19 protein-coding genes and 1 pseudogene are annotated in these 19,224 nt (G+C 64.0%); 12 read left to right on the top strand and 8 right to left on the bottom strand.

The window, feature by feature from the left end; all coding sequences use genetic code 11:
• The first annotated feature begins 8 nt into the window (after positions 1-8).
• Positions 9-392 carry an HIT domain-containing protein gene (locus tag ACMUJL_RS12870; RefSeq protein WP_068290964.1) on the top strand — a complete coding sequence of 128 codons (384 nt, stop codon included), beginning with the start codon at positions 9-11 and terminating at the stop codon, positions 390-392.
• An 83-nt stretch (positions 393-475) separates the two neighbouring features.
• Here ACMUJL_RS12870 and ACMUJL_RS12865 read toward each other — a convergent pair whose 3' ends face one another.
• A complete protein-coding gene (locus tag ACMUJL_RS12865) occupies positions 476-1,405 on the bottom strand; it encodes an ABC transporter ATP-binding protein (protein ID WP_068290962.1) in 930 nt (309 codons plus the stop codon).
• 85 nt (positions 1,406-1,490) lie between these two features.
• Between ACMUJL_RS12865 and ACMUJL_RS12860 the strand changes: the two genes are divergently transcribed.
• From ACMUJL_RS12860 to ACMUJL_RS12845, 4 genes are all read left to right on the top strand, one after another.
• Entirely contained in the window at positions 1,491-1,670 is a 180-nt protein-coding gene (locus ACMUJL_RS12860; protein ID WP_068290961.1) for a zinc-finger domain-containing protein, read from the top strand.
• 99 nt (positions 1,671-1,769) lie between these two features.
• Positions 1,770-4,589, top strand: coding sequence for a DNA polymerase I (gene polA, locus ACMUJL_RS12855; RefSeq protein ID WP_375573675.1), 2,820 nt, complete (start codon positions 1,770-1,772; stop codon positions 4,587-4,589).
• 36 nt (positions 4,590-4,625) lie between these two features.
• Positions 4,626-5,531: a cation diffusion facilitator family transporter gene (locus ACMUJL_RS12850; RefSeq protein WP_068290959.1), complete on the top strand. Its 906-nt coding sequence runs from the start codon at positions 4,626-4,628 to the stop codon at positions 5,529-5,531.
• Between the two features lie 76 nt (positions 5,532-5,607).
• The gene (locus ACMUJL_RS12845; protein ID WP_068290957.1) at positions 5,608-6,504 is read left to right on the top strand and encodes an acyl-CoA thioesterase; all 897 of its coding nucleotides are present in this window, start codon (positions 5,608-5,610) and stop codon (positions 6,502-6,504) included.
• A gap of 11 nt (positions 6,505-6,515) precedes the next feature.
• On the opposite strand, the gene ACMUJL_RS12840 is transcribed toward ACMUJL_RS12845, so the two are convergent.
• A complete protein-coding gene (locus ACMUJL_RS12840; RefSeq protein ID WP_375573677.1) occupies positions 6,516-6,920 on the bottom strand; it encodes a VOC family protein in 405 nt (134 codons plus the stop codon).
• A gap of 42 nt (positions 6,921-6,962) precedes the next feature.
• On the opposite strand from ACMUJL_RS12840, the gene ACMUJL_RS12835 reads away from it, so the two are divergent.
• Positions 6,963-7,775, top strand: coding sequence for an FAS1-like dehydratase domain-containing protein (locus tag ACMUJL_RS12835; protein WP_375573679.1), 813 nt, complete (start codon positions 6,963-6,965; stop codon positions 7,773-7,775).
• A gap of 3 nt (positions 7,776-7,778) precedes the next feature.
• On the opposite strand, the gene ACMUJL_RS12830 is transcribed toward ACMUJL_RS12835, so the two are convergent.
• Positions 7,779-8,813 (bottom strand): NAD(P)/FAD-dependent oxidoreductase, encoded by a 1,035-nt coding sequence (locus ACMUJL_RS12830; RefSeq protein ID WP_375573681.1) that lies wholly within the window; start codon positions 8,811-8,813, stop codon positions 7,779-7,781.
• 64 nt (positions 8,814-8,877) lie between these two features.
• Between ACMUJL_RS12830 and mnmD the strand changes: the two genes are divergently transcribed.
• A complete protein-coding gene (mnmD, locus tag ACMUJL_RS12825) occupies positions 8,878-9,555 on the top strand; it encodes a tRNA (5-methylaminomethyl-2-thiouridine)(34)-methyltransferase MnmD (RefSeq protein ID WP_375573683.1) in 678 nt (225 codons plus the stop codon).
• A complete protein-coding gene (locus ACMUJL_RS12820; RefSeq protein WP_375573685.1) occupies positions 9,552-10,424 on the top strand; it encodes a DMT family transporter in 873 nt (290 codons plus the stop codon). The genes mnmD and ACMUJL_RS12820 overlap by 4 nt, the downstream gene beginning before the upstream one ends.
• On the opposite strand, the gene ACMUJL_RS12815 is transcribed toward ACMUJL_RS12820, so the two are convergent.
• Positions 10,392-12,356: a lytic transglycosylase domain-containing protein gene (locus ACMUJL_RS12815; protein WP_416914303.1), complete on the bottom strand. Its 1,965-nt coding sequence runs from the start codon at positions 12,354-12,356 to the stop codon at positions 10,392-10,394. The genes ACMUJL_RS12820 and ACMUJL_RS12815 overlap by 33 nt on opposite strands.
• 147 nt (positions 12,357-12,503) lie before the next feature.
• Here ACMUJL_RS12815 and dapA point away from each other — a divergent pair, with 147 nt between their 5' ends.
• Both dapA and ACMUJL_RS12805 read left to right on the top strand, forming a co-directional pair.
• Positions 12,504-13,379 (top strand): 4-hydroxy-tetrahydrodipicolinate synthase, encoded by an 876-nt coding sequence (dapA, locus tag ACMUJL_RS12810; RefSeq protein ID WP_068290951.1) that lies wholly within the window; start codon positions 12,504-12,506, stop codon positions 13,377-13,379.
• 105 nt (positions 13,380-13,484) lie between these two features.
• Positions 13,485-13,682 carry a hypothetical protein gene (locus tag ACMUJL_RS12805; RefSeq protein ID WP_068290950.1) on the top strand — a complete coding sequence of 66 codons (198 nt, stop codon included), beginning with the start codon at positions 13,485-13,487 and terminating at the stop codon, positions 13,680-13,682.
• 66 nt (positions 13,683-13,748) lie between these two features.
• Here the strand turns inward: ACMUJL_RS12805 and ACMUJL_RS12800 are convergent.
• The 4 genes and pseudogenes from ACMUJL_RS12800 to uraH form a co-directional block, all read right to left on the bottom strand.
• Positions 13,749-14,934: pseudogene (locus ACMUJL_RS12800) on the bottom strand (aromatic amino acid transaminase).
• A gap of 7 nt (positions 14,935-14,941) precedes the next feature.
• Positions 14,942-15,799, bottom strand: coding sequence for a 3-mercaptopyruvate sulfurtransferase (sseA, locus tag ACMUJL_RS12795; protein ID WP_068290947.1), 858 nt, complete (start codon positions 15,797-15,799; stop codon positions 14,942-14,944).
• A 106-nt stretch (positions 15,800-15,905) separates the two neighbouring features.
• Positions 15,906-16,379 (bottom strand): SsrA-binding protein SmpB, encoded by a 474-nt coding sequence (gene smpB / locus ACMUJL_RS12790; protein ID WP_068290946.1) that lies wholly within the window; start codon positions 16,377-16,379, stop codon positions 15,906-15,908.
• A gap of 52 nt (positions 16,380-16,431) precedes the next feature.
• Positions 16,432-16,791, bottom strand: coding sequence for a hydroxyisourate hydrolase (uraH, locus tag ACMUJL_RS12785; RefSeq protein ID WP_068290944.1), 360 nt, complete (start codon positions 16,789-16,791; stop codon positions 16,432-16,434).
• 165 nt (positions 16,792-16,956) lie between these two features.
• On the opposite strand from uraH, the gene puuE reads away from it, so the two are divergent.
• On the top strand, positions 16,957-18,369 hold the full coding sequence (gene puuE, locus ACMUJL_RS12780) for an allantoinase PuuE (RefSeq protein WP_416914302.1): 1,413 nt from the start codon (positions 16,957-16,959) through the stop codon (positions 18,367-18,369).
• On the top strand, positions 18,366-19,178 hold the full coding sequence (locus tag ACMUJL_RS12775) for a bifunctional allantoicase/(S)-ureidoglycine aminohydrolase (RefSeq protein WP_375573692.1): 813 nt from the start codon (positions 18,366-18,368) through the stop codon (positions 19,176-19,178). Before puuE ends, ACMUJL_RS12775 begins: the two co-directional genes overlap by 4 nt.
• Positions 19,179-19,224 lie beyond the last annotated feature (46 nt).

Raw genomic sequence — 19,224 nt, 5'->3', positions numbered from 1 at the left:
GGTGCCCCATGCCCTATGGCTATGACGACCAGAACGTGTTCGCGAAGATCCTGCGCGGCGAAATTCCAAGCCGGAAGGTGCTGGAAACCGAACACAGCCTGGCCTTCCATGACATTTCCGAACAGGCGCCCGTGCATGTGCTGGTGATCCCCAAGGGCCCCTATGTCACCTATGATCACTTCGCGCAGGACGCCACCGATGCCGAGATCGTGGATTTCACCCGCGCCATAGGCGAGGTTTGCCGGATCATGGGCGTCCAGCCTGGCGAAGGTGGCGGCGGCTTCCGTGCCATTTCCAACGCGGGCACTGCCGGCGTGCAGGAAGTGCCGCATCTGCATGTGCACATCCTGGGCGGGCGGGTTCTGGGCCGGATGCTGCCGCGCGCAGACTGAGCGCGCGGTCCCGGTTTCTTCTTGCCTGAAATATCCCCGCGCGGAGCGCATCCCCAAGGTTATGAGGGGCGCGCGGTCCGGGTTCAGGCAGACCGGGTCAGGTTCAGAAAGACATCCTGCAGGTCGGCCTGTTCGGTCTTGACGTCACGGATCGACAGGCCGGCGGCACGCACCGCTTCCAGTACCTGTTCGGCGGTGGTCTGGCCCGTCTGGTAGCTGATCGCCAGCGATCCGTCGTCGCGGCGCGACACCTCCAGCCCCGGCCCCTCGGGCAAATGTTCGGCCGGGCTGGCAGGATGGATCACCATCGTCTTGCGGTCCATCTGGCCCAGAAGGTTGGACGTGCTGTCGCGCGCCACCACCTGCCCCTGGTTGATGATCGCGATCTGGTCGCACATCTCCTCGGCCTCTTCGAGGTAATGGGTGGTCAGGATGATGGTCATGCCCTGCCTGTTCAGCTTGCGCACATTCTCCCAGAGCATCTGGCGCAGCTCGATGTCGACGCCCGCCGTGGGTTCATCCAGCACCAGGATGCGCGGATGATGCACCAGCGCCTTGCCCAGCAGCAGCCTGCGCCGCATGCCGCCCGACAGGGTGCGCGCATAGGCCTCGGCCTTGTCGGACAGGCCGACCAGCGCAAGGATCTCGTCGCTGCGCCGTTGCGATTTGGGGACGCCGTAAAGCCCCGCCTGCATTTCAAGTGCGGCGCGCGGCGTGAAAAAGGGGTCGAGGTTCAATTCCTGCGGCATCACGCCGATCGCTGCGCGCGATTGACGCGGATTGATATCCTGATCGAAGCCCCAGATGCGTACCTGTCCGGCGGTCTTGACCACAAGCCCTGCCAGGATGTTGATCAACGTGGACTTTCCCGCGCCATTCGGCCCCAGCAGGCCAAACACCGACCCCGTGGGCACATCCAGATCGATCCCGCGCAATGCCTGTTTCTCGGGCTGGCCTTTCGATCCGCCATAGGTCTTGACCAGACCCCTGATTTCGATCGCATTGCCGCTCATGGTCGATCTACCCCTACTTGCCCCTGCCGGTCGCATCGCTCATAACGGACCTAATCCAGTTGACCGCAAAAGGGAATGTCCCGAGATGACGATCGAGGCACCAGAGACAAAGCTTGTCGACAGCTACCGCGTGGCCTGTGACGGGGGCGAGGGGGCGCTTGGCCATCCCCGCGTCTGGCTGCAGATCCCGCATGAACACGGCTGGGTGGAATGCCCCTATTGCGATTGCAGGTTCGTGCACCGCGATTTCGAGGGCAAGGTCTGATCGCAGGGCGTTGGCGCCTGCTGATCCGGCGGAAGCCTCCGGCGGGGATATTTTGAGCAAGAAGAAGCAGCGGGTTCGAGGCCCGCGAAAGGGGCGCGCATGACTTTCGGCAAGGGTTGCCACCTGCATCTGATCGACGGCTCGGCCTTCATCTTCCGCGCCTATCACGCGCTGCCGCCGCTGACGCGCAAATCCGACGGTCTGCCCATCGGGGCGGTGTCGGGCTTTTGCAACATGCTGCAGCGCTATGTCGAGAACAACAGCGGCCCCGATGCCGCCACCCATGTGGCGGTGATCTTCGACAAGGGCAGCCATACGTTCCGCAATGACATGTACGACCTCTACAAGGCCAATCGCGAGGCGATGCCCGAGGACCTGCGCCCGCAGATCCCGCTGACACGGACCGCGACCGAAGCCTTCAACATCGCCTGCAAGGAACTTGAGGGCTTCGAGGCCGATGACATCATCGCCACCTTGGCGCACCAGGCCCGCGATGCAGGCGGGCGCGTGACCATCGTCAGTTCGGACAAGGACCTGATGCAGCTGGTCGGCGACGGGGTCGAGATGCTGGACCCGATGAAGAACCGCCGTATCGACCGCGACGGCGTGATCGAGAAATTCGGCGTCGGTCCCGAACATGTGGTCGATGTGCAGGCACTTGCCGGGGATTCGGTCGACAACGTGCCAGGCGCGCCCGGCATCGGGATCAAGACAGCCGCGCTGCTGATCAACGAGTTCGGCTCGCTCGAGGCGCTGCTGGACCGGGCGGACGAGATCAAGCAACCCAAGCGCCGCGAGGTCCTGCAGCAGCATCGCGCGCAGATAGAACTGTCCAAGCGGCTGGTGCAACTGGATTGCGAGATGACGCTGGACTTCACGATCGACGATCTGGAAATCCGCGATCCAGATCCCGAAAAGCTGATGACGTTCCTGACCGAGATGGAATTCCGCACGCTGACCAAGCGCATTTCGGCCACCTTGGGCGTCGAGGCGCCCGTGATCCGCGACACCGATCCCGCCGGTGCCGCCCCCGCAGGCGAGGGCAGCGCTCAGGGCACGCCGACGCCCGCCGAGGTGCCCTTTCCCAAGAGCTACGAGCATCTGTCCGACATGGCGGCACTGGACCGCTGGATCGCCCTGATCCGCGACCGGGGCTATGTGGCCGTGGATACGGAAACCACCAGCCTGGACGAGATGCGCGCCGATCTGGTGGGCATCTCGCTCTGCGTCGAGGCCGGCAGCGCCTGCTATATCCCGCTGGGCCACAAGGCAGGCGCGGCGGATGACCTGTTCGGATCGGACGCCCTGGCGGAGGGGCAGTTGCCCATGGCCGATGTCCTGGCAGCGCTGAAACCCGTGCTGGAGGACGAGAGCATCCTCAAGATCGGGCAGAACATGAAATACGACGCCAAGATCTTTGCCCGCAACGGGATCGCTGTGGCGCCGATCGATGACACGATGCTGATGTCCTATGCGCTGAATGCCGGCCTGCACGGGCATGGCATGGACACGCTGTCCGAACGCTACCTCGGGCATGCGCCCATCCCGATCAAGTCGCTGCTGGGCGGCGGAAAGGCCGCGATCACCTTCGACCGCGTCGCAATCGACGAGGCCGTGACCTATGCGGCCGAGGATGCCGATATCACCCTGCGCCTGTGGCAGCTGTTCCGCCCGCAACTGTCCAGCGCCCGTGTCACCACGGTCTACGAGACTTTGGAGCGCCCGCTGGTTCCCGTGCTGGCGCGGATGGAGATGGCTGGCGTCAAGGTCGACCGTGACACGCTCAGCCGGATGTCGAATGCCTTTGCGCAGAAGATGGCCGGGCTTGAGGCCGAGATCCACGAACTGGCGGGCGAAAGCTTCAACGTCGGCAGCCCCAAGCAGCTGGGCGAGATCCTGTTCGACAAGATGGGGCTTGAAGGCGGCAAGAAGGGAAAGACCGGCGCCTATGCGACAGGTGCCGATGTGCTGGAAGATCTGGCCACGATGCATGATCTGCCCGCCCGTGTTCTGGACTGGCGGCAGCTGTCCAAGTTGAAATCGACCTACACCGATGCGCTGCAGGACCATATCAACCCCGAAACCGGCCGCGTGCACACCTCCTACATGCAGACGGGCGCGAACACCGGCCGCCTGTCCTCGACCGACCCCAACCTGCAGAACATCCCCGTGCGCAGCGAGGAAGGCCGCCGCATCCGCGAGACTTTCGTCGCGCCCGAAGGGCGCGTGCTTGTCAGCCTTGACTACAGCCAGATCGAATTGCGCATCCTCGCCCATATCGCCGGGATCGACGCGCTGAAACAGGCCTTCCGCGAGGGGCAGGACATTCATGCCATGACCGCCTCGGAAATGTTCGACGTCCCGATGGACCAGATGACGCCCGATATCCGCCGCCGCGCCAAGGCGATCAACTTCGGTGTGATCTACGGCATTTCCGGCTTTGGCCTGGCCCGCAACCTGCGCATTCCGCGGGCCGAGGCGCAGGGTTTCATCGACCGCTATTTCGAACGCTTTCCCGGTATCCGCGACTACATGGACGCCACCAAGGCCTTCGCCCGCGACCATGGCTATGTGCAGACCCTGTTCGGGCGCAAGATCCACACCCCCGACATCAACGCCAAGGGGCCGACCGCAGGCTTTGCCCAGCGCGCCGCCATCAACGCGCCCATCCAGGGCACGGCGGCCGATATCATCAGACGCGCGATGATCCGCATGCCTGACGCGATCAAGGGTCAACCGGCGACAATGCTTTTGCAGGTGCATGACGAACTGATCTTCGAGGTGGATGAAAACGCGGCGGACCGCCTGATCGATACCGCCCGCGACATCATGCAGGGCGCCTGCGAGCCGGTGCTGAAGCTGGATGTGCCGCTGATCGTGGACGCCGGGCGTGGCGCAAACTGGGCCGAGGCGCATTGATCCCATTGGCGCAAGCCGCCTGAAAGACCATTCGTCATGCCGCATGATCACGACCATCACCACGCGCGTCTGCCCGAAGGGGACCGGCGCGTGGTGGCGGCGGTGGCGGTGAACCTGGGGCTTACGGTGGTGCAGATCGTGGCGGGCGTCATCTCGGGCAGCCTCGCCATGATCGCGGATGCAATTCACAACCTGTCGGATGCCCTGTCCCTGATGATCGCGCTGGTTGCGCGCAAACTGGCGCGCCGCCCCGCGGATGAGTCGATGACCTTCGGCTATGGCCGGATCGAGGTGGTGGCCGCGCTGGTCAATTACACCACGCTGATCGTGATCGCCCTGTGGCTGCTGGCCGAAGGTCTGCACAGGCTGTTCGATCCGGTACCCGTGCAGGGCTGGATCGTCGTGATCGTGGCCAGCGTTGCCCTGGTGATCGACCTTGTGACCGCACTGCTGATCTTCCGCCTGAGCCGCGACAGCATGAACATGCGCGCGGCCTTCCTGCACAACCTTGCCGATGCGATGGGATCGCTGGCGGTAATCCTGGGCGGCACGCTGATCCTGCTCTATGACTGGCGCCTGATCGATCCCGTCCTGACCATCGTGATCGCGGGCTATATCCTGTGGCATGCCGGTCGCGGCATGGTGCCAGCGGTTCGCCTGCTGATGCTGGGCAGCCCCGACAGCCCCCGTTTGCCAGAGGTCATCGACGCATTGCGCGCCATTCCGGGGATCGCGGATCTGCATCATTTGCACCTGTGGCGAATGCAGGAGCATGACAGCGCGCTCGAGGCGCATGTGGTGCTGGACAACACGCGCCCCGCGTCCCTGGTGCGGGCCGACATGAAGGCGCTGCTGCATGACCGCTTTGCGATCACCCACAGCACGATCGAACTGGAAAGCCCGGACGAGGCCTGCCGGAACGCGCCCCTGATTGGCCACTAGCCCCGCACGCCGGGTCTTGCACTTGCCCGCGTTTTCCCCTCCCCTTGGGTGGAACATGCCCGAAGGAAACGCTGCAATGACCGACACGCCCGCCCGCCCGACCGATCAGCAACTGGCCGACAGTCTGGCCAGCGTTCTGACCGTGGAACGGATCGAGGAGGATTTCTATCGCGGTATCGCCACCCCGCAGGGGCGCGGGCGCAGTTTCGGTGGTCAGGTGATCGGGCAGGCCTTGATGGCGGCGACGATGACGGTGGATGCGGCACGCCCGAACCATTCGCTGCACGGCTATTTCATGCGGCCGGGCGATGCGACCCAACCCGTGCTCTACCAGGTCGAACGGGATCGTGACGGCGGCAGCTTCGCGACCCGGCGTGTGGTGGCGATCCAGCATGGCAAGCCCATCCTGAACCTTGCCGCCTCTTTTCACACGCCCGAACCCGGTCTGGCCCATCAGGACAGCATGCCCGACGTGCCCGGCCCCGAGGTTCTTGAGACCGAAGAGGCGATGGCCGCCCGCATGGGCGATGCCCTGCCCGAGGCCTTTCGCAACTGGCTGAAAACACCGCGCCCGGTCGAAATGCGATCGGTCACGCCCCGCCCGCCATTTGACCGCAGCCCGCGCGACCCGGTGCAGCATATCTGGATCAGGGTGCGCGGGGGCATGTCCGATGACCCGGCCCTGCATCGCGCGGCACTGGCCTTCGCGTCGGACATGGGGCTGTTGGGCACCTCGATGATGCCCCATGGCAAGACCTTCACCGACCCGGACATGCAGTTTGCCAGCCTTGATCATGCGCTCTGGGTGCATGACGAATTCCGCATGGATGACTGGCTGCTCTACACGATGGACAGCCCCTGGGCCGGGGGCGCGCGCGGTTTCAACCGGGGCCGTGTCTTTACACGCGATGGCCGCCTGGTTGCGAATGTCGCGCAGGAAGGGCTTGTCAGGCGGATCACGCCACGCGGCTGACCCTCAACACCCTAATCGGCCAGCCGGTTCGAGACCTCGATCAGGTTGCCGTCGGGATCGCGCATGTAGATCGACAGGATCGGCCCCTCGGCGCCGGTACAGCGCACGGGGCCTTCCTCGACCGGGATGCCAATCCTGGACAGATGCGCCTGCCAGTCATCCAGCGGCGTGTCGCTGAGAAAGCACAGATCGGCCGACCCAGGCTGTACCCGGCCCGCATGGGGGCGGAACTCGGCACCCGCCTGATGCAGGTTGATCTTCTGCACGCCAAAGCGCAGCGCAAGGCGCGGCGTGCCGCCAGCAGGGGAAAAGCTTTCGACCCGCATCCCCAGGGCACGGGTGTAGAACGCGACCGTGGCCTCCATGTCGGCAACGGTCAGGACAAGATGGTCAAGCGCCTTGATCTGGGGTGTCATTTCGCGATTGTTCCTTGTCCGGCTCGCGCCTAATCTGCGCCCATGCAACATGAAGCCAGCCGATCCGACAGTCAAACCGTCACCGACATGATGGACCCCGCGCGCGGGCAAGCCTTTCTGGTGGCCCTGGGGCTTGCCCCGTCGATCGCGGCTGGCAGCGCCTTGCCGCCGTTTTTCCATCAGCTGCATTTCTGGGATCCGCAACCACCCGCACGGCTGGGGCGCGACGGACACCCCGCCACGGGCATTGGCCTGATCCCCGATCTCGGTCTACCGCGCCGCATGTGGGCCGGCGGACGACTGGCCTTTCACGGGCCGCTGGTCGCCGGAACAGCGGCGGAAAAGACGACCGTGATCGACAGCGTGACCCGCAAGGATGGACGCACCGGGCCTTTGGGTTTCGTGACCCTGCGCCATGAGATCACCCAAGGCGGCAAGGCCTGTGTCACCGAATGGCAGGATCTTGTCTACCGCGAGGATCCCGCGCCCGGCGCACCCGCACCAGTGCCACCGCAAGCGCGGACAGACGAGGATCTGTGCCGCACCGTGCATTTCGACAGCACGCTTCTGTTTCGCTATTCGGCGCTGACATTCAACGGGCACCGCATCCACTACGATCTGGATTACGCCCGCGATGTCGAGGGGTACGCGGGCCTTGTGACCCACGGCCCCCTGCTGGCACAGCACCTGATGCTGCTGGCCGAGGAACGGCTGGGCACCCTGCGGCATTTCAGTTTCCGCGCCACGGCCCCGCTGATGCATGTCGAAGCCGCAGACCTGTGCTGGTGCGACGACGGTACCATGTGGGTGCGCGGCCCTGACGGGCGGCAATGCATGCAGGCACAGGCCTCCTGAGCGTCAGAGGCTGGCCTCGGGCCGGAAATCCGGCGGAATGCGATCAACCCCGTCCAGCACAAGGTCGGCCATGACCTGCGCCACCTTGGGCGCCATGCCGAACCCGATCTTGAAGCCACCGTTGGCGATGAACTGATCCTTCAGAACAGGATGCACCCCCAGAACCGGCGCGCGACTGCGCGACCGGGGGCGCACACCGGCCCAACGTTCAAGGATGACCGCATCCCGCAGCGCAGGCACAGCCGCGCGGGCGCGGTCGATCACCTGATCCAGTTGCTGATCCGTGCTGGCGGGGTCGTCGTAGTCGCGTTCGCTTGTCGAACCGATGGCGACCGTTCCATCCGCATGGGGCACCACATGCACCGTATCGACGAAAAGCTGCGGCGCCTCGCGCATGTCCAGCGCCAGAAGAGCGGCCTGCCCCTTGACCCCGTTGCCGAAACTGCGGCCAACCTGCGCGCCGATTTCTGCAAGCCCAGCCACGCCCGTGGCATGAACCACAGCACCCTGATGTGCATGATCCGCAACCACCTCGGCCCCGCGCGCGCGCAAGGCGGCGACAAGTGCCGCACAGGCCATGCGCGGGTGCAGCCGCGCAGTCAGCGTGTCGCGGATCACCCAGCCACCGGGGCTGGCGGGGACCCAGGGGCCGCAATCATCGGCGCGCAGAACCTCCCACACCGCCTGGCCTTGCCACAAATCGGCGGCCGACAGGGCGCGCGCACGGGCCAGTTCGAGGGCCGCATCGTCGGCGACAGGCTGCAATCGACCCAGCCGCGCATATCCCGTGGACAGACCCGACGCGGCCTGGACGCCCACCCAGAAATCACCGGCCATCATCAGGCTGTCGAACTGAAACGCCTTCTTGTCGTTCCACTGCTCGGGCACATGGGGGGCCAGCGCACCGACAATGCCGCCGCTGCTGCCCGCGCCCGGCCCATGCGGGTCGATCACCCGCACCCGCGCGCCGCGCTGAACGCAGGCCCATGCCACCGAAAGGCCGAAAATCCCGGCCCCCAGAACGGTCACATCAGCCATTGCCATTCCTGAACATCCTTTGCATTGTCGCGCTGTTTCAACGCCCTTCCTAAGGGATGCCCCCTTGCAAGACCAGTCCGCACACATCGCCTGGCGCGACGGCGACCTGCCCGTTTCCACCCGGTTCGACGATCCCTATTTCTCGCTTCAGGGTGGCCTGGCGGAAACGGCCCACGTGTTTTTGCAAGGCAACGATCTGCCCGCACGGTTCCGCGACGGGTTTCACATCGCCGAACTGGGGTTCGGCACAGGTTTGAACCTGCTGGCAGCACTTCATCTATGGCGCGAGACCGGACAAACCGGCCAGTTGCGCTTCACGACCTTCGAAGCCTATCCGATGACAGCGGCGGAAATGCGCAGGGCACAATCGGCCTTTCCCGCGCTGGCTGGGATCGCCGCCGAACTGGCCCCGTTCTGGCAGAGCAGTCCAAGGGGTTTCACCCTGCCGGATCTTGCCTTCACCATGGTGCAAGGCGATGCGCGCGATACGCTTCCGCTTTGGCAGGGACAGGCGGATGCCTGGTTTCTCGACGGCTTTTCGCCCGCAAAGAACCCCGAGATGTGGGAAGAGGCCCTGCTGGCCGAGGTTGGCCGTCATACCGCTCCGGCCGGCACCGCCGCCACCTATACGGCTGCCGGGTTCGTCCGGCGCGGCCTTGCGGCAGCAGGGTTTGACGTCGAGCGCTGTCAGGGATACGGCAGCAAAAGACATATGACTGTGGCGCGAAAGGCCCGAGCATGACCGAACAGAATACGCGCCTTGGGATCATGCTGATGATCGCGACGACCTTCGTCTTCGCGATGCAGGACGGGATCTCGCGTCATCTGGCGGGGGAATACAACGTCTTCATGGTCATCATGATCCGCTACTGGTTCTTCGCGGCCTTCGTCATGTCGGTCGCCGCGCGCAAGGCAGGCGGTCTGCGGGCCGCGGCAAAGACCTCGCAACCACTCCTGCAGGCGTTTCGCGCCGTGCTGCTGGTGACCGAAATCTGTGTGATGGTTCTGGCCTTCACGATCCTCGGCCTGATCGAAAGCCACGCGGTGTTTACCTGCTATCCGCTGCTTGTTGCGGCCCTGTCCGGCCCGGTTCTGGGTGAAAAGGTCGGCTGGCGGCGCTGGACGGCGATCGGTGTGGGGTTCATCGGGGTCCTGATCATCCTGCAGCCGGGGTTCGGCGTCTTCCGGATCGAAGCGATCGTGCCCCTGATCGCGGCATTGCTGTTCGCCCTCTATGGTCTGTTGACCCGCTACGCCGCCCGCAAGGACAGCACCGCCACCAGCTTTTTCTGGACCGGCACGGTGGGGTCGATCGCGATGACCAGTATCGGCATCTGGTTCTGGGAGCCGATGACCGGCCCCGATTGGGGCTGGATGGGCCTTTTGTGCATTACCGGCGCACTGGGTCACTGGCTGCTGATCAGATGCTACGAGGTGGCCGAGGCCAGCGCCGTGCAGCCCTTCGCCTATCTGCAACTGGTGTTCGTCTCGGTGCTGGGAATCGTGGTCTTTTCCGAAACCATCCGCACCAACGTGGCTGTTGGTGCTGCGATGATCGTGGCGGCGGGGCTGTTCACCCTATGGCGCGAGCGGCAGAACCGTAGCGCCTGACAACTCGCGGCTGAACGGCACCGGATGCGGATCGCGCCCCAACCGGGCGCGGTAGATCGGCAGTGACTTTGCCACCCGCATCACGTAGTTCCGGGTTTCGCGAAACGGGATATGCTCGATCCAGTCCACGACCTGATCCGCGCTCATGCCGCGCGGGTCGCCCTGTTCCTGCATCCAGCGGATCGGGCGGCTGGGCCCCGCATTGTAGGCGGCAGCCACCAGAACCACATTGCCCCCGAAATCAGCGCCCAACCTGGCCAGGTAACCGCTGCCCAACCTGGCATTGTAGGACCAGTCCGACAGGACGCGCCCGGCTTCGTGATCCAGTCCCAGATCGCGCGCCACTTCGGCCGCCGTGCCGGGCATCAGCTGCATCAGCCCCTGTGCGCCTGCACCGCTGACCACCGCGGGATCGAATTCGCTTTCGCGGCGCGCGATGGATTTGGCCAGTTCCATCGGCACGGGCAGGCGCATCTCGCGCATCGGATGCAGCGCGTAATAGGGGCGCGGCAGGGTCACGCCCTGGTTTGCCGCTTCCTTGCCGATCATCACGGCCAGATGCGGCTCGCCCATATCGATCGCCATCTCGCCAAGCTGGGCAAGCCCGGTCGCGTCCTGCCCTTCGGCAAGGTGGGTGAAGAACTGCTCGGCCAGGCCCGTTTCACCGGCTCGCAGCAGCAACAGGCCAGCCCGGTAGACCGATGAGGTGGTAAACGCGGCCTGACGCCAGTCTGACGGGGCATTGGCACCCTTCAGGGAAGGATCAGACGCCGCACCCGCCTTTTCGGCGGCAAGCAACCCGTAGAAACTGGTCTGGTGTTGCGCGCCATCCGCATAGGCCAGCGCAGCGGCATCGGGATCGCCCGCCGCCTCTTGCGCGCGCCCGATCCAGTATCCGGCACGGCCCAGCGAAATGGGTGTCGAGACCGCCGCGCGGAACCGCTGGAAATGATCCAGCGCCAAATCGGTCTCTTTCATGTAGGTCAGGGCGATATAGCCCGCCAGCCATTCCAGGTCAGCGTAATCCGACCCGTCGGTCAGTTGATGCGATGCCGCCAGCCGATAGGCCATATCGGTCTTGCCCTCGCGCATCTGGGCGCGGGCAAGGTAACTGCGCCATCCGGCCCAGCGCTGCGGCTCGCCCAGGGTCGCCGCACTGGTCGACCGCTCAAGAAGCAGGGTGATCGCGCTGTCGGTTAGCCCCTTCTGGATGCGCCAGTTGAACCTGTCATGCGCAAGACCCGGATCACCCTGCAACGCGGCAGGCACCGCGTCGATCAGCGCGTTCACGCCGTCCGCCTGCCCCTTGAGCGCCAGACGCGCCCGCGCCAGCGCCTGACGGTCCGCACTGACCAAGGGCAGCATGCGTTCCGCATCCTCGGTCAAGCCGCGCCAGAGGGTCATGTCAAGCCGGGCGGCATGGTGCTGGGCCAGCAGCGGGCCATGCATGTCGACGAAAACTTCATGTTCCAGCCGATCCAGGGAAAGCGTCCGCCAGGCCAGAACCAACCCGGCCTCTGCATCACCGGCGCGGCCCGCCTCTTTCAGGGCGGCGGCATGGCGCAGGACGCCGGTGCCGGTCTGCGGTGGCACATCCCGGAAAAACTGCAGGACCTGCGCATCGGTCGCCATGACGAAAGCCTGTTCCGACCGGCGACGCAGCAGCGCAAGACCCGGCCAGTCCGGGTTGCGCTCCAGGAAGGCCAGCACCTGATCAGGCGTGCCGCGACCTGCGCGCAGCCTGTGCCATTCGACCAGTGTCAACGCTTCGGGGCCTGCCCTTTCGGCCAATGCCGCAGCATTGTCCCAATTCCCCGACCGCACTGCCGCCAGGGCCGAGGCAAGCGGTTGCGGCCCAGTCTGTTGCGCCATCGCATCCGAGGTCATTACAAGGCCCGCAAGCGCGGCCGTCAGGATCGCTTTTCGCAACATCTCTTGCTTTTTCCAGAGGGACAAAGGATAGACAGCGCCAGACTATCCCCTCGAGTCTCGGGCTTCAATTCACGTTGGTGACAAGACGGGCCCCGAGGGCCATCCACAGGCGGCAAGTGGCCGCCACGCAGCGAAAAGGAGCGTGTCATGTTCAAAGGGTCCATTCCCGCCCTCATCACGCCGTTCAAGAACGGCGCGCTGGATATCGAGACGCTGAAGAAACTTGTCGACTGGCACGTGACCGAAGGGTCCCACGGCCTGGTCCCTGTCGGCACCACGGGTGAAAGCCCCACGCTGACCCACCGCGAGCATGAAATCGTGATCGAGGAAGTGGTCAAGGCCGCAGCCGGACGTATCCCCGTCATCGCGGGTGCCGGGTCGAACAACACGGCCGAGGGCATTCGCCTGATCCAGCACGCCGAGGCCGTGGGCGCCGACGCGGCGCTGGTGGTGACCCCCTATTACAACAAGCCGACCCAGGCCGGCCTGATCGCGCATTTCAAGGCGGTGCATGACTGCTGCAACCTGCCAATCATCATCTACAACATCCCCGGCCGCTCGGTTGTCGACATGTCCCCCGCCACCATGGGCGAACTGGCGAAACTGCCGCGCATCGTCGGCGTCAAGGACGCAACCGGCGACCTCAGCCGCGTGCCCAAGCAGCGCATGACCTGTGGCGCGGATTTCATCCAGCTTTCGGGTGAAGACGCCACGGCACTCGGGTTCAACGCGCATGGCGGTGTCGGCTGCATCTCGGTCACTGCGAATGTCGCACCCAAGCTTTGCGCGGAATTCCAGACGGCCACCCTCAAGGGGGATTACGCAACCGCGCTGACTCTTCTGGACCGGCTGATGCCCCTGCACGAGGCGATTTTTGCCGAACCCGGTGTCGCTGGCGCGAAATACGGGATGTCACGCCTTGGCCTGTGCAGCGACGAGGTGCGTTTGCCACTAGTCGGGCTGACCGATGCGGTCAAGGCACGCATGGATGACGCGATGCGTTACGCGGGCCTTATCAACTGATCTTATGTGATCGCCCGAAAACCCCGGTCGTGAGGCCGGGGTTTTTTGCTGCCTTATCGACATCAAAATGATATACAGAAAGTATCGTTTTGAAAGTTTTTCAATATGGCAAAGAAATCAAAGAAATCTGCTGGCAAGCCTGTGAAGGCGGACGAGGTACCGCAGCGCGCGGTCAAGATCCCGGTCGCATTGCGTTTCAATGCGGATCTGCTGGCAAAGATCGACAAGGTCGCGTTGCGCCGGGGCATGTCACGCAACGCGTTGATATCCTACTGGTGTTCCCGCGCGGTCGAGGCCGAATAGACACCAGACATGAAAAGGGCGGGATCATCTCCCGCCCGTCTCAAGTCGCTTGTCTCAAGTCGCCTGTCAGATACCGCAGTCCACGATGGCCTTGGCCAGGATCGGTACGGTCGTCTTGTTCAGACCCGCGATGTTCAGACGGCTGTCGCCCACCATGTAGATGGCATGTTCCTCGCGCAGGCGGGCCACCATCTCGGGCGAGGCGCCCAGCCGCGAGAACATCCCACGATGCTGCGCAATGAACCCGAAACGGTCAGATCCGGCAAGGCGCTGCAATTCCGTCGCCAGCTGCTTGCGCAGGTCCAGCATGGACAGACGCACCTCTTCCAGCTCGGCCGTCCAATCGGCGCGCAACGCCGCATCAGTCAGGATCTCGGTCACGACGCGCGCGCCATGATCCGGCGGGAACGAGAAGTTCTGCCGGTTCAGGAAATTGAGCGAGCCTTGAGTCAGCCCGCGCAGCCCCTTGTCCTGCGACACGGCCATCAGCAGACCCGTGCGTTCACGGTAGATGCCGAAGTTCTTGGAGCAGCTTGCCGCGATCAGGCATTCCGGCACCGAAGAGGCAACCAGGCGCACCCCAAGGGCATCTTCTTGCAGGCCATCGCCAAAGCCCTGGTAAGCGATGTCGATCATCGGCACGCCACCGGTTTTCAGCAGCAGATCGACAACGGCCTTCCACTCGGTCAGGTTCAGGTTCGCGCCAGTCGGGTTGTGACAGCATCCATGCAGCAGAACCACGTCTCCGGCGCGCACATCGGCCAGATCGGCCATCATGCCGTCGAAATCCACGCCACGCGTGTCAGCATCGAAATAGCGGTATTCGACCACCTCCATCCCCAGGTAGTTCAGGATGGTCACATGGTTCGGCCATGTCGGGTTGGACACAAAGACCCGCGCGGACGGACTTCGCCATGCGGATCAGCTCGAACGCCTGCCGCACCGCGCCGGTGCCGCCGGGCGTCGCCGCCGCCGCGATGCTGTCACGCGGCACATCACCGCCCAGCACCAGGTCGATCATCACATCCGAAAAGGCCGGATCGCCCGCCAGCCCGACATAGGATTTGGTGGTCTGTTCTTCGACCAGCTTGCGCTCGGCCGCCTTGACGGCGCGCATCACCGGGGTGACGCCTTCGGCGTTCTTGTAGACACCGACGCCCAGGTCGATCTTGGTCGGGCGCGGGTCATCCTTGTAGAGCTGCATCAGCGCAAGAATCTTGTCCGCGGGATGTTCTTTGAGATTCGAAAACATTTGGAAATCAGGCCTTTCCGGTTGCAACGGGCAGGGTGGGGAAAGCCCCCCATTCACACCATGACCCGTCATAAAGCGAGTGATCTGTCTTGCCGATCCGTTCCAGCGCCAGGCTGATGATGGCCGCCGTCACGCCCGACCCGCAGGTGGTGATCACCGGCTTTGACAGATCGACATGCGCCGCCGCGAAGGCAGCGCGCAATCCATCCACGTCAAGCAATGTGCCATCGGGATTCAGCAGGGTCTTGAACGGCAGGCTTTTCGACCCCGGGATATGCCCCTTGCGCAGACCCGGACGGGGTTCATCAGCCTCTCCGGCGAACCGTTCAGCGGCGCGGGCATCCACGATCTCGTAATCGCCCAGCTTGGACGCGGCAGAGACCTGCGTCACATCCTTGACCATGTGGTTCTGGCGGCGCACCGTCATGTGCCGGTCGCGCACCATGGGGGCCATATCCTCGACTTCACGCCCCTCGGCCAGCCACTTCGGGAAACCGCCATCCAGCACGGCGATATCCATCTGGCCCATCAGGCGGAACAGCCACCAGACGCGGGCCGCGGAAAACAGGCCCTCGGCGTCATAGACGACCACCTGGTGCCCATCGCCGATCCCCATGGCCCGCATGCGCGACATGAATTTCTCGACCGGCGGCGCCATATGGGGCAGATCCGACCTGTGGTCACTGATCTCGTCGATGTCGAAAAAGCGCGCGCCGGGAATATGGGCAGCAGCATAGGCCGCCTTGGCGTCACGCGGATCGCCCGGCATGAAATAGGTTGCATCCAGAATCCGCAGATCCGGATCTTTCATGTGGGCCGCCAGCCATTCGGTCGAGACCAGCAATCTGGGATCATCAAGTGCCATGGGAAACCCCCTGTCGATGCGTCCCGTCCTGCCTACATCGGGGGGTGGTGGCTGGCAAGTCAAAGGGCCCCCGTTTCGGACGGAAAAGCCCTGTTTTCAGGGGCAATCAACCCTCTTTCAGCAGCCGCTGTTTCTGACGGTTCCAATCGCGCTTGGCCTCGGTCTCGCGCTTGTCATGGTTCTTCTTGCCCTTGGCGATGCCGATCTTCAGCTTCACGAGGCCACGATCATTGAAATACATCACGATCGGCACCAGCGTCATGCCTTTGCGCTGCGTGGCGTTCCACAGGCGCGCCAGTTCCTTGCGCGACACCAGCAGCTTGCGGCGGCGGCGTTCCTCGTGCTTCCAGACGCGGGCCTGCTGGAACGGCGCGATGTAACTGTTGATCAGGTAAAGCTCTCCATCCTCGACCGAGGCATAGCTTTCCGCGATATTCGCCCCGTTCTCGCGCAGCGATTTGACCTCGGATCCCACCAGGATGATACCGCATTCGATATCCTCCTCGATCGCGTAATCGAAGCGCGCGCGGCGATTTTCGGCAATCACCTTGTAATTCGGGTCTGCTTTCTTCTGGGCCATGCGCGCTGAATATCCCGCAGGCGGGCAACTGTCCATCCGGGCGCGCGCACCCTCAGCTTCCGCGGTAGGTCGAATATCCGAAGGGCGACAGCAGCAGCGGCACATGGTAATGCGCGCCCGCATCCGAAATCCCGAACCGGATCGGCACGACGTCAAGGAAACGCGGATCTTCCGGCGGGGTGCCGGTGCGATCCAGGTAGGCGCCCGCGTGAAACTCCAGTTCATAGACGCCCGTGCCGAACTGCCCCTTCGGCAGGATCGGCCCATCCGTGCGCCCGTCGTCATTCGTGACCTTACGGGCCAGATGCACCCTTGCGTCACCCTCGATCCGATAGAGGTCGATGGCCAACCCCGCAGCCGGGCGACCGCTTGCGGTATCCAGAACATGGGTCGTCAGGTATCCCTCGGACATGAAAGGCTCCTTTTCTGCGGCATCCACGGGCAGTCTAGCCAAAGCCATAGCGCAGGACAGGGGCAAATGCTGCGCAGTGATTGTCAGGAAACTCTTTATCGGATTTCTTGAAAATCATCGGCGCAAGACTGTCATAGAGTTTTGCCAGAATATGCGAGGACCTTGATGAACCGTTACCCACGCAACATGATCGGTTATGGCGCACAGCCGCCGCAAGCCCAATGGCCGGGTGGCGCCAAGGTCGCGGTACAGTTCGTGCTGAACTACGAAGAGGGCGGCGAGAATTGCATCCTGCATGGCGATGCCGCATCCGAGGCCTTCCTGTCCGATATCGCCGGTGCCGCACCATGGCCGGGCATGCGCCACTGGAACATGGAATCCATCTATGAATACGGCGCGCGGGCAGGCTTCTGGCGGCTGCACCGGTTGTTCACGGGCGCGCAGATCCCCGTAACCGTTTACGGCGTGGCCTCGGCGCTGGCGCGCAGCCCCGAACAGGTCGAGGCGATGAAGACCGCCGGTTGGGAAATCGCCAGCCACGGCTTGAAATGGGTCGATCACCGCGACATGCCCGAGGACGAGGAACGCGCCGCCATCGCCGAAGCGATCCGCCTGCATGCCGAAGTCGTGGGAACCCGGCCACGTGGCTGGTACACCGGGCGCTGTTCGGCCAATACCGTGCGGCTGGTCGCGGAAGAAGGCGGTTTCGACTGGATCAGCGACACTTATGACGACGATCTGCCCTATTGGCTTGAGGTCGGGGATCGCGACCAGTTGATCATCCCCTACACTCTCGAAGCCAATGACATGCGCTTTGCCACGGCCCCCGGCTATACCACCGGCGGTCAGTTCTTCGACTACCTCAAGGATGCCTTCGACACGCTCTATGCCGAAGGATCGGATGGCCACCCCGCGATGATGTCCGTGGGCCTGCATTGCCGCCTGATCGGACGGCCGGGCAAGATCGCCGGGCTCAAGCGTTTCATCGACTATATCGCTGGCTTTGATGGCGTCTGGTGCCCGCGCCGCATCGACATCGCGCATCACTGGGCCGCCACCCATCCGCACCGGCGGCGTATCCGTCCCAGCCAGATGGAAAAGGCCGATTTCGTGGCTCGCTTCGGCGGCATTTTCGAACATTCCCCCTGGATTGCGGAACGCGCCTGGGGACTGGAGCTTGGCCCCGCCCATGACACGCCCGGAGGCTTGCACAACGCGCTGGCCCGCATGTTCCGCTCTGCCTCCGAGGCCGAGCGTCTGGGCGTGCTGACCGCACACCCGGATCTGGCGGGCAAACTGGCCGCCGCAAAACGGCTGACCGCCAAATCGACCGCCGAACAGGCCAGCGCGGGCCTTGATGCCCTGACCGATGCGGAACGCGCGCGGTTCACGGAACTGAACACCGCATATGTGGCGCGGCACGGCTTTCCCTTCATCATCGCCGTGCGCGACAACACCAAGGCCAGCATCCTGGCCGCGTTCGAGGCACGGCTGAACAACGACCGCACCACCGAATTCGCCACCGCCTGCGCGCAGGTCGAACGGATCGCGCGCATCAGACTCGAGGATATGCTGTGACCTATGCCTTTCCCCCCGGCGGCCTGCCCGGACAGGACGTGATGCCCGATGGCAAGGCCGTCTTCACAACGGCCTATGCCTTCATCCCGGCCAATACGATGCGCGACATCGTCACCAGCTATCTGCCCGGCTGGACCGGCACCCGCGTCTGGATCATCGCGCGGCCCCTGTCAGGGTTTGCCGAAACCTTCGCCCAATACGCGGTCGAGGTCTCACCGGGCGGTGGCAGCGATGCGCCAGAACCAGTGTCAACCGCGCAAGGCACCATCCTTGTCGCAAGCGGCCGGATGCGCCTGACCATCGACGGCAGCTCGCATGATCTGACAGCGGGCGGCTATGCCTATATCCCGGCTGGCAGCACATGGGCGCTGACCAATCCCGGCGACGTGCCCCTGCAATTCCACTGGATCCGCAAGCGCTATGAATCCGTGCCAGGGGTCGACCATCCCACGGCCTTCGTGACCTCGGATCAGGAAACGCCTGTCAACTGGATGCCGGGCACCGACAAATGGGGCACGACCCGTTTCGTCGAACCCACCGACCTGCGCCACGACATGCATATGAACATCGTGACCTTCAGGCCCGGCGGCCTGATCCCCTTTGCCGAAACCCATGTGATGGAACACGGGCTCTACGTGCTGCAGGGCACCGCGCGCTACCTGTTGAACACCGACTGGGTCGAGGTCGGCCCCGGCGATTTCATGTGGCTGCGCGCCTTCTGCCCGCAGGCCTGCGTCGCCACCGGAACCGAGGATTTCCGCTACCTGCTCTACAAGGATGTGAACCGCCACGTCTCATTGACGCTCTGACCGCCACTTCATCGTTCCCAAAATACTCAAATCCAACCGTCACCCC

Source organism: Seohaeicola sp. (assembly GCF_048006315.1).
GTDB lineage: Bacteria > Pseudomonadota > Alphaproteobacteria > Rhodobacterales > Rhodobacteraceae > Seohaeicola.
This window is presented reverse-complemented; position numbering and strand designations above follow the sequence as displayed.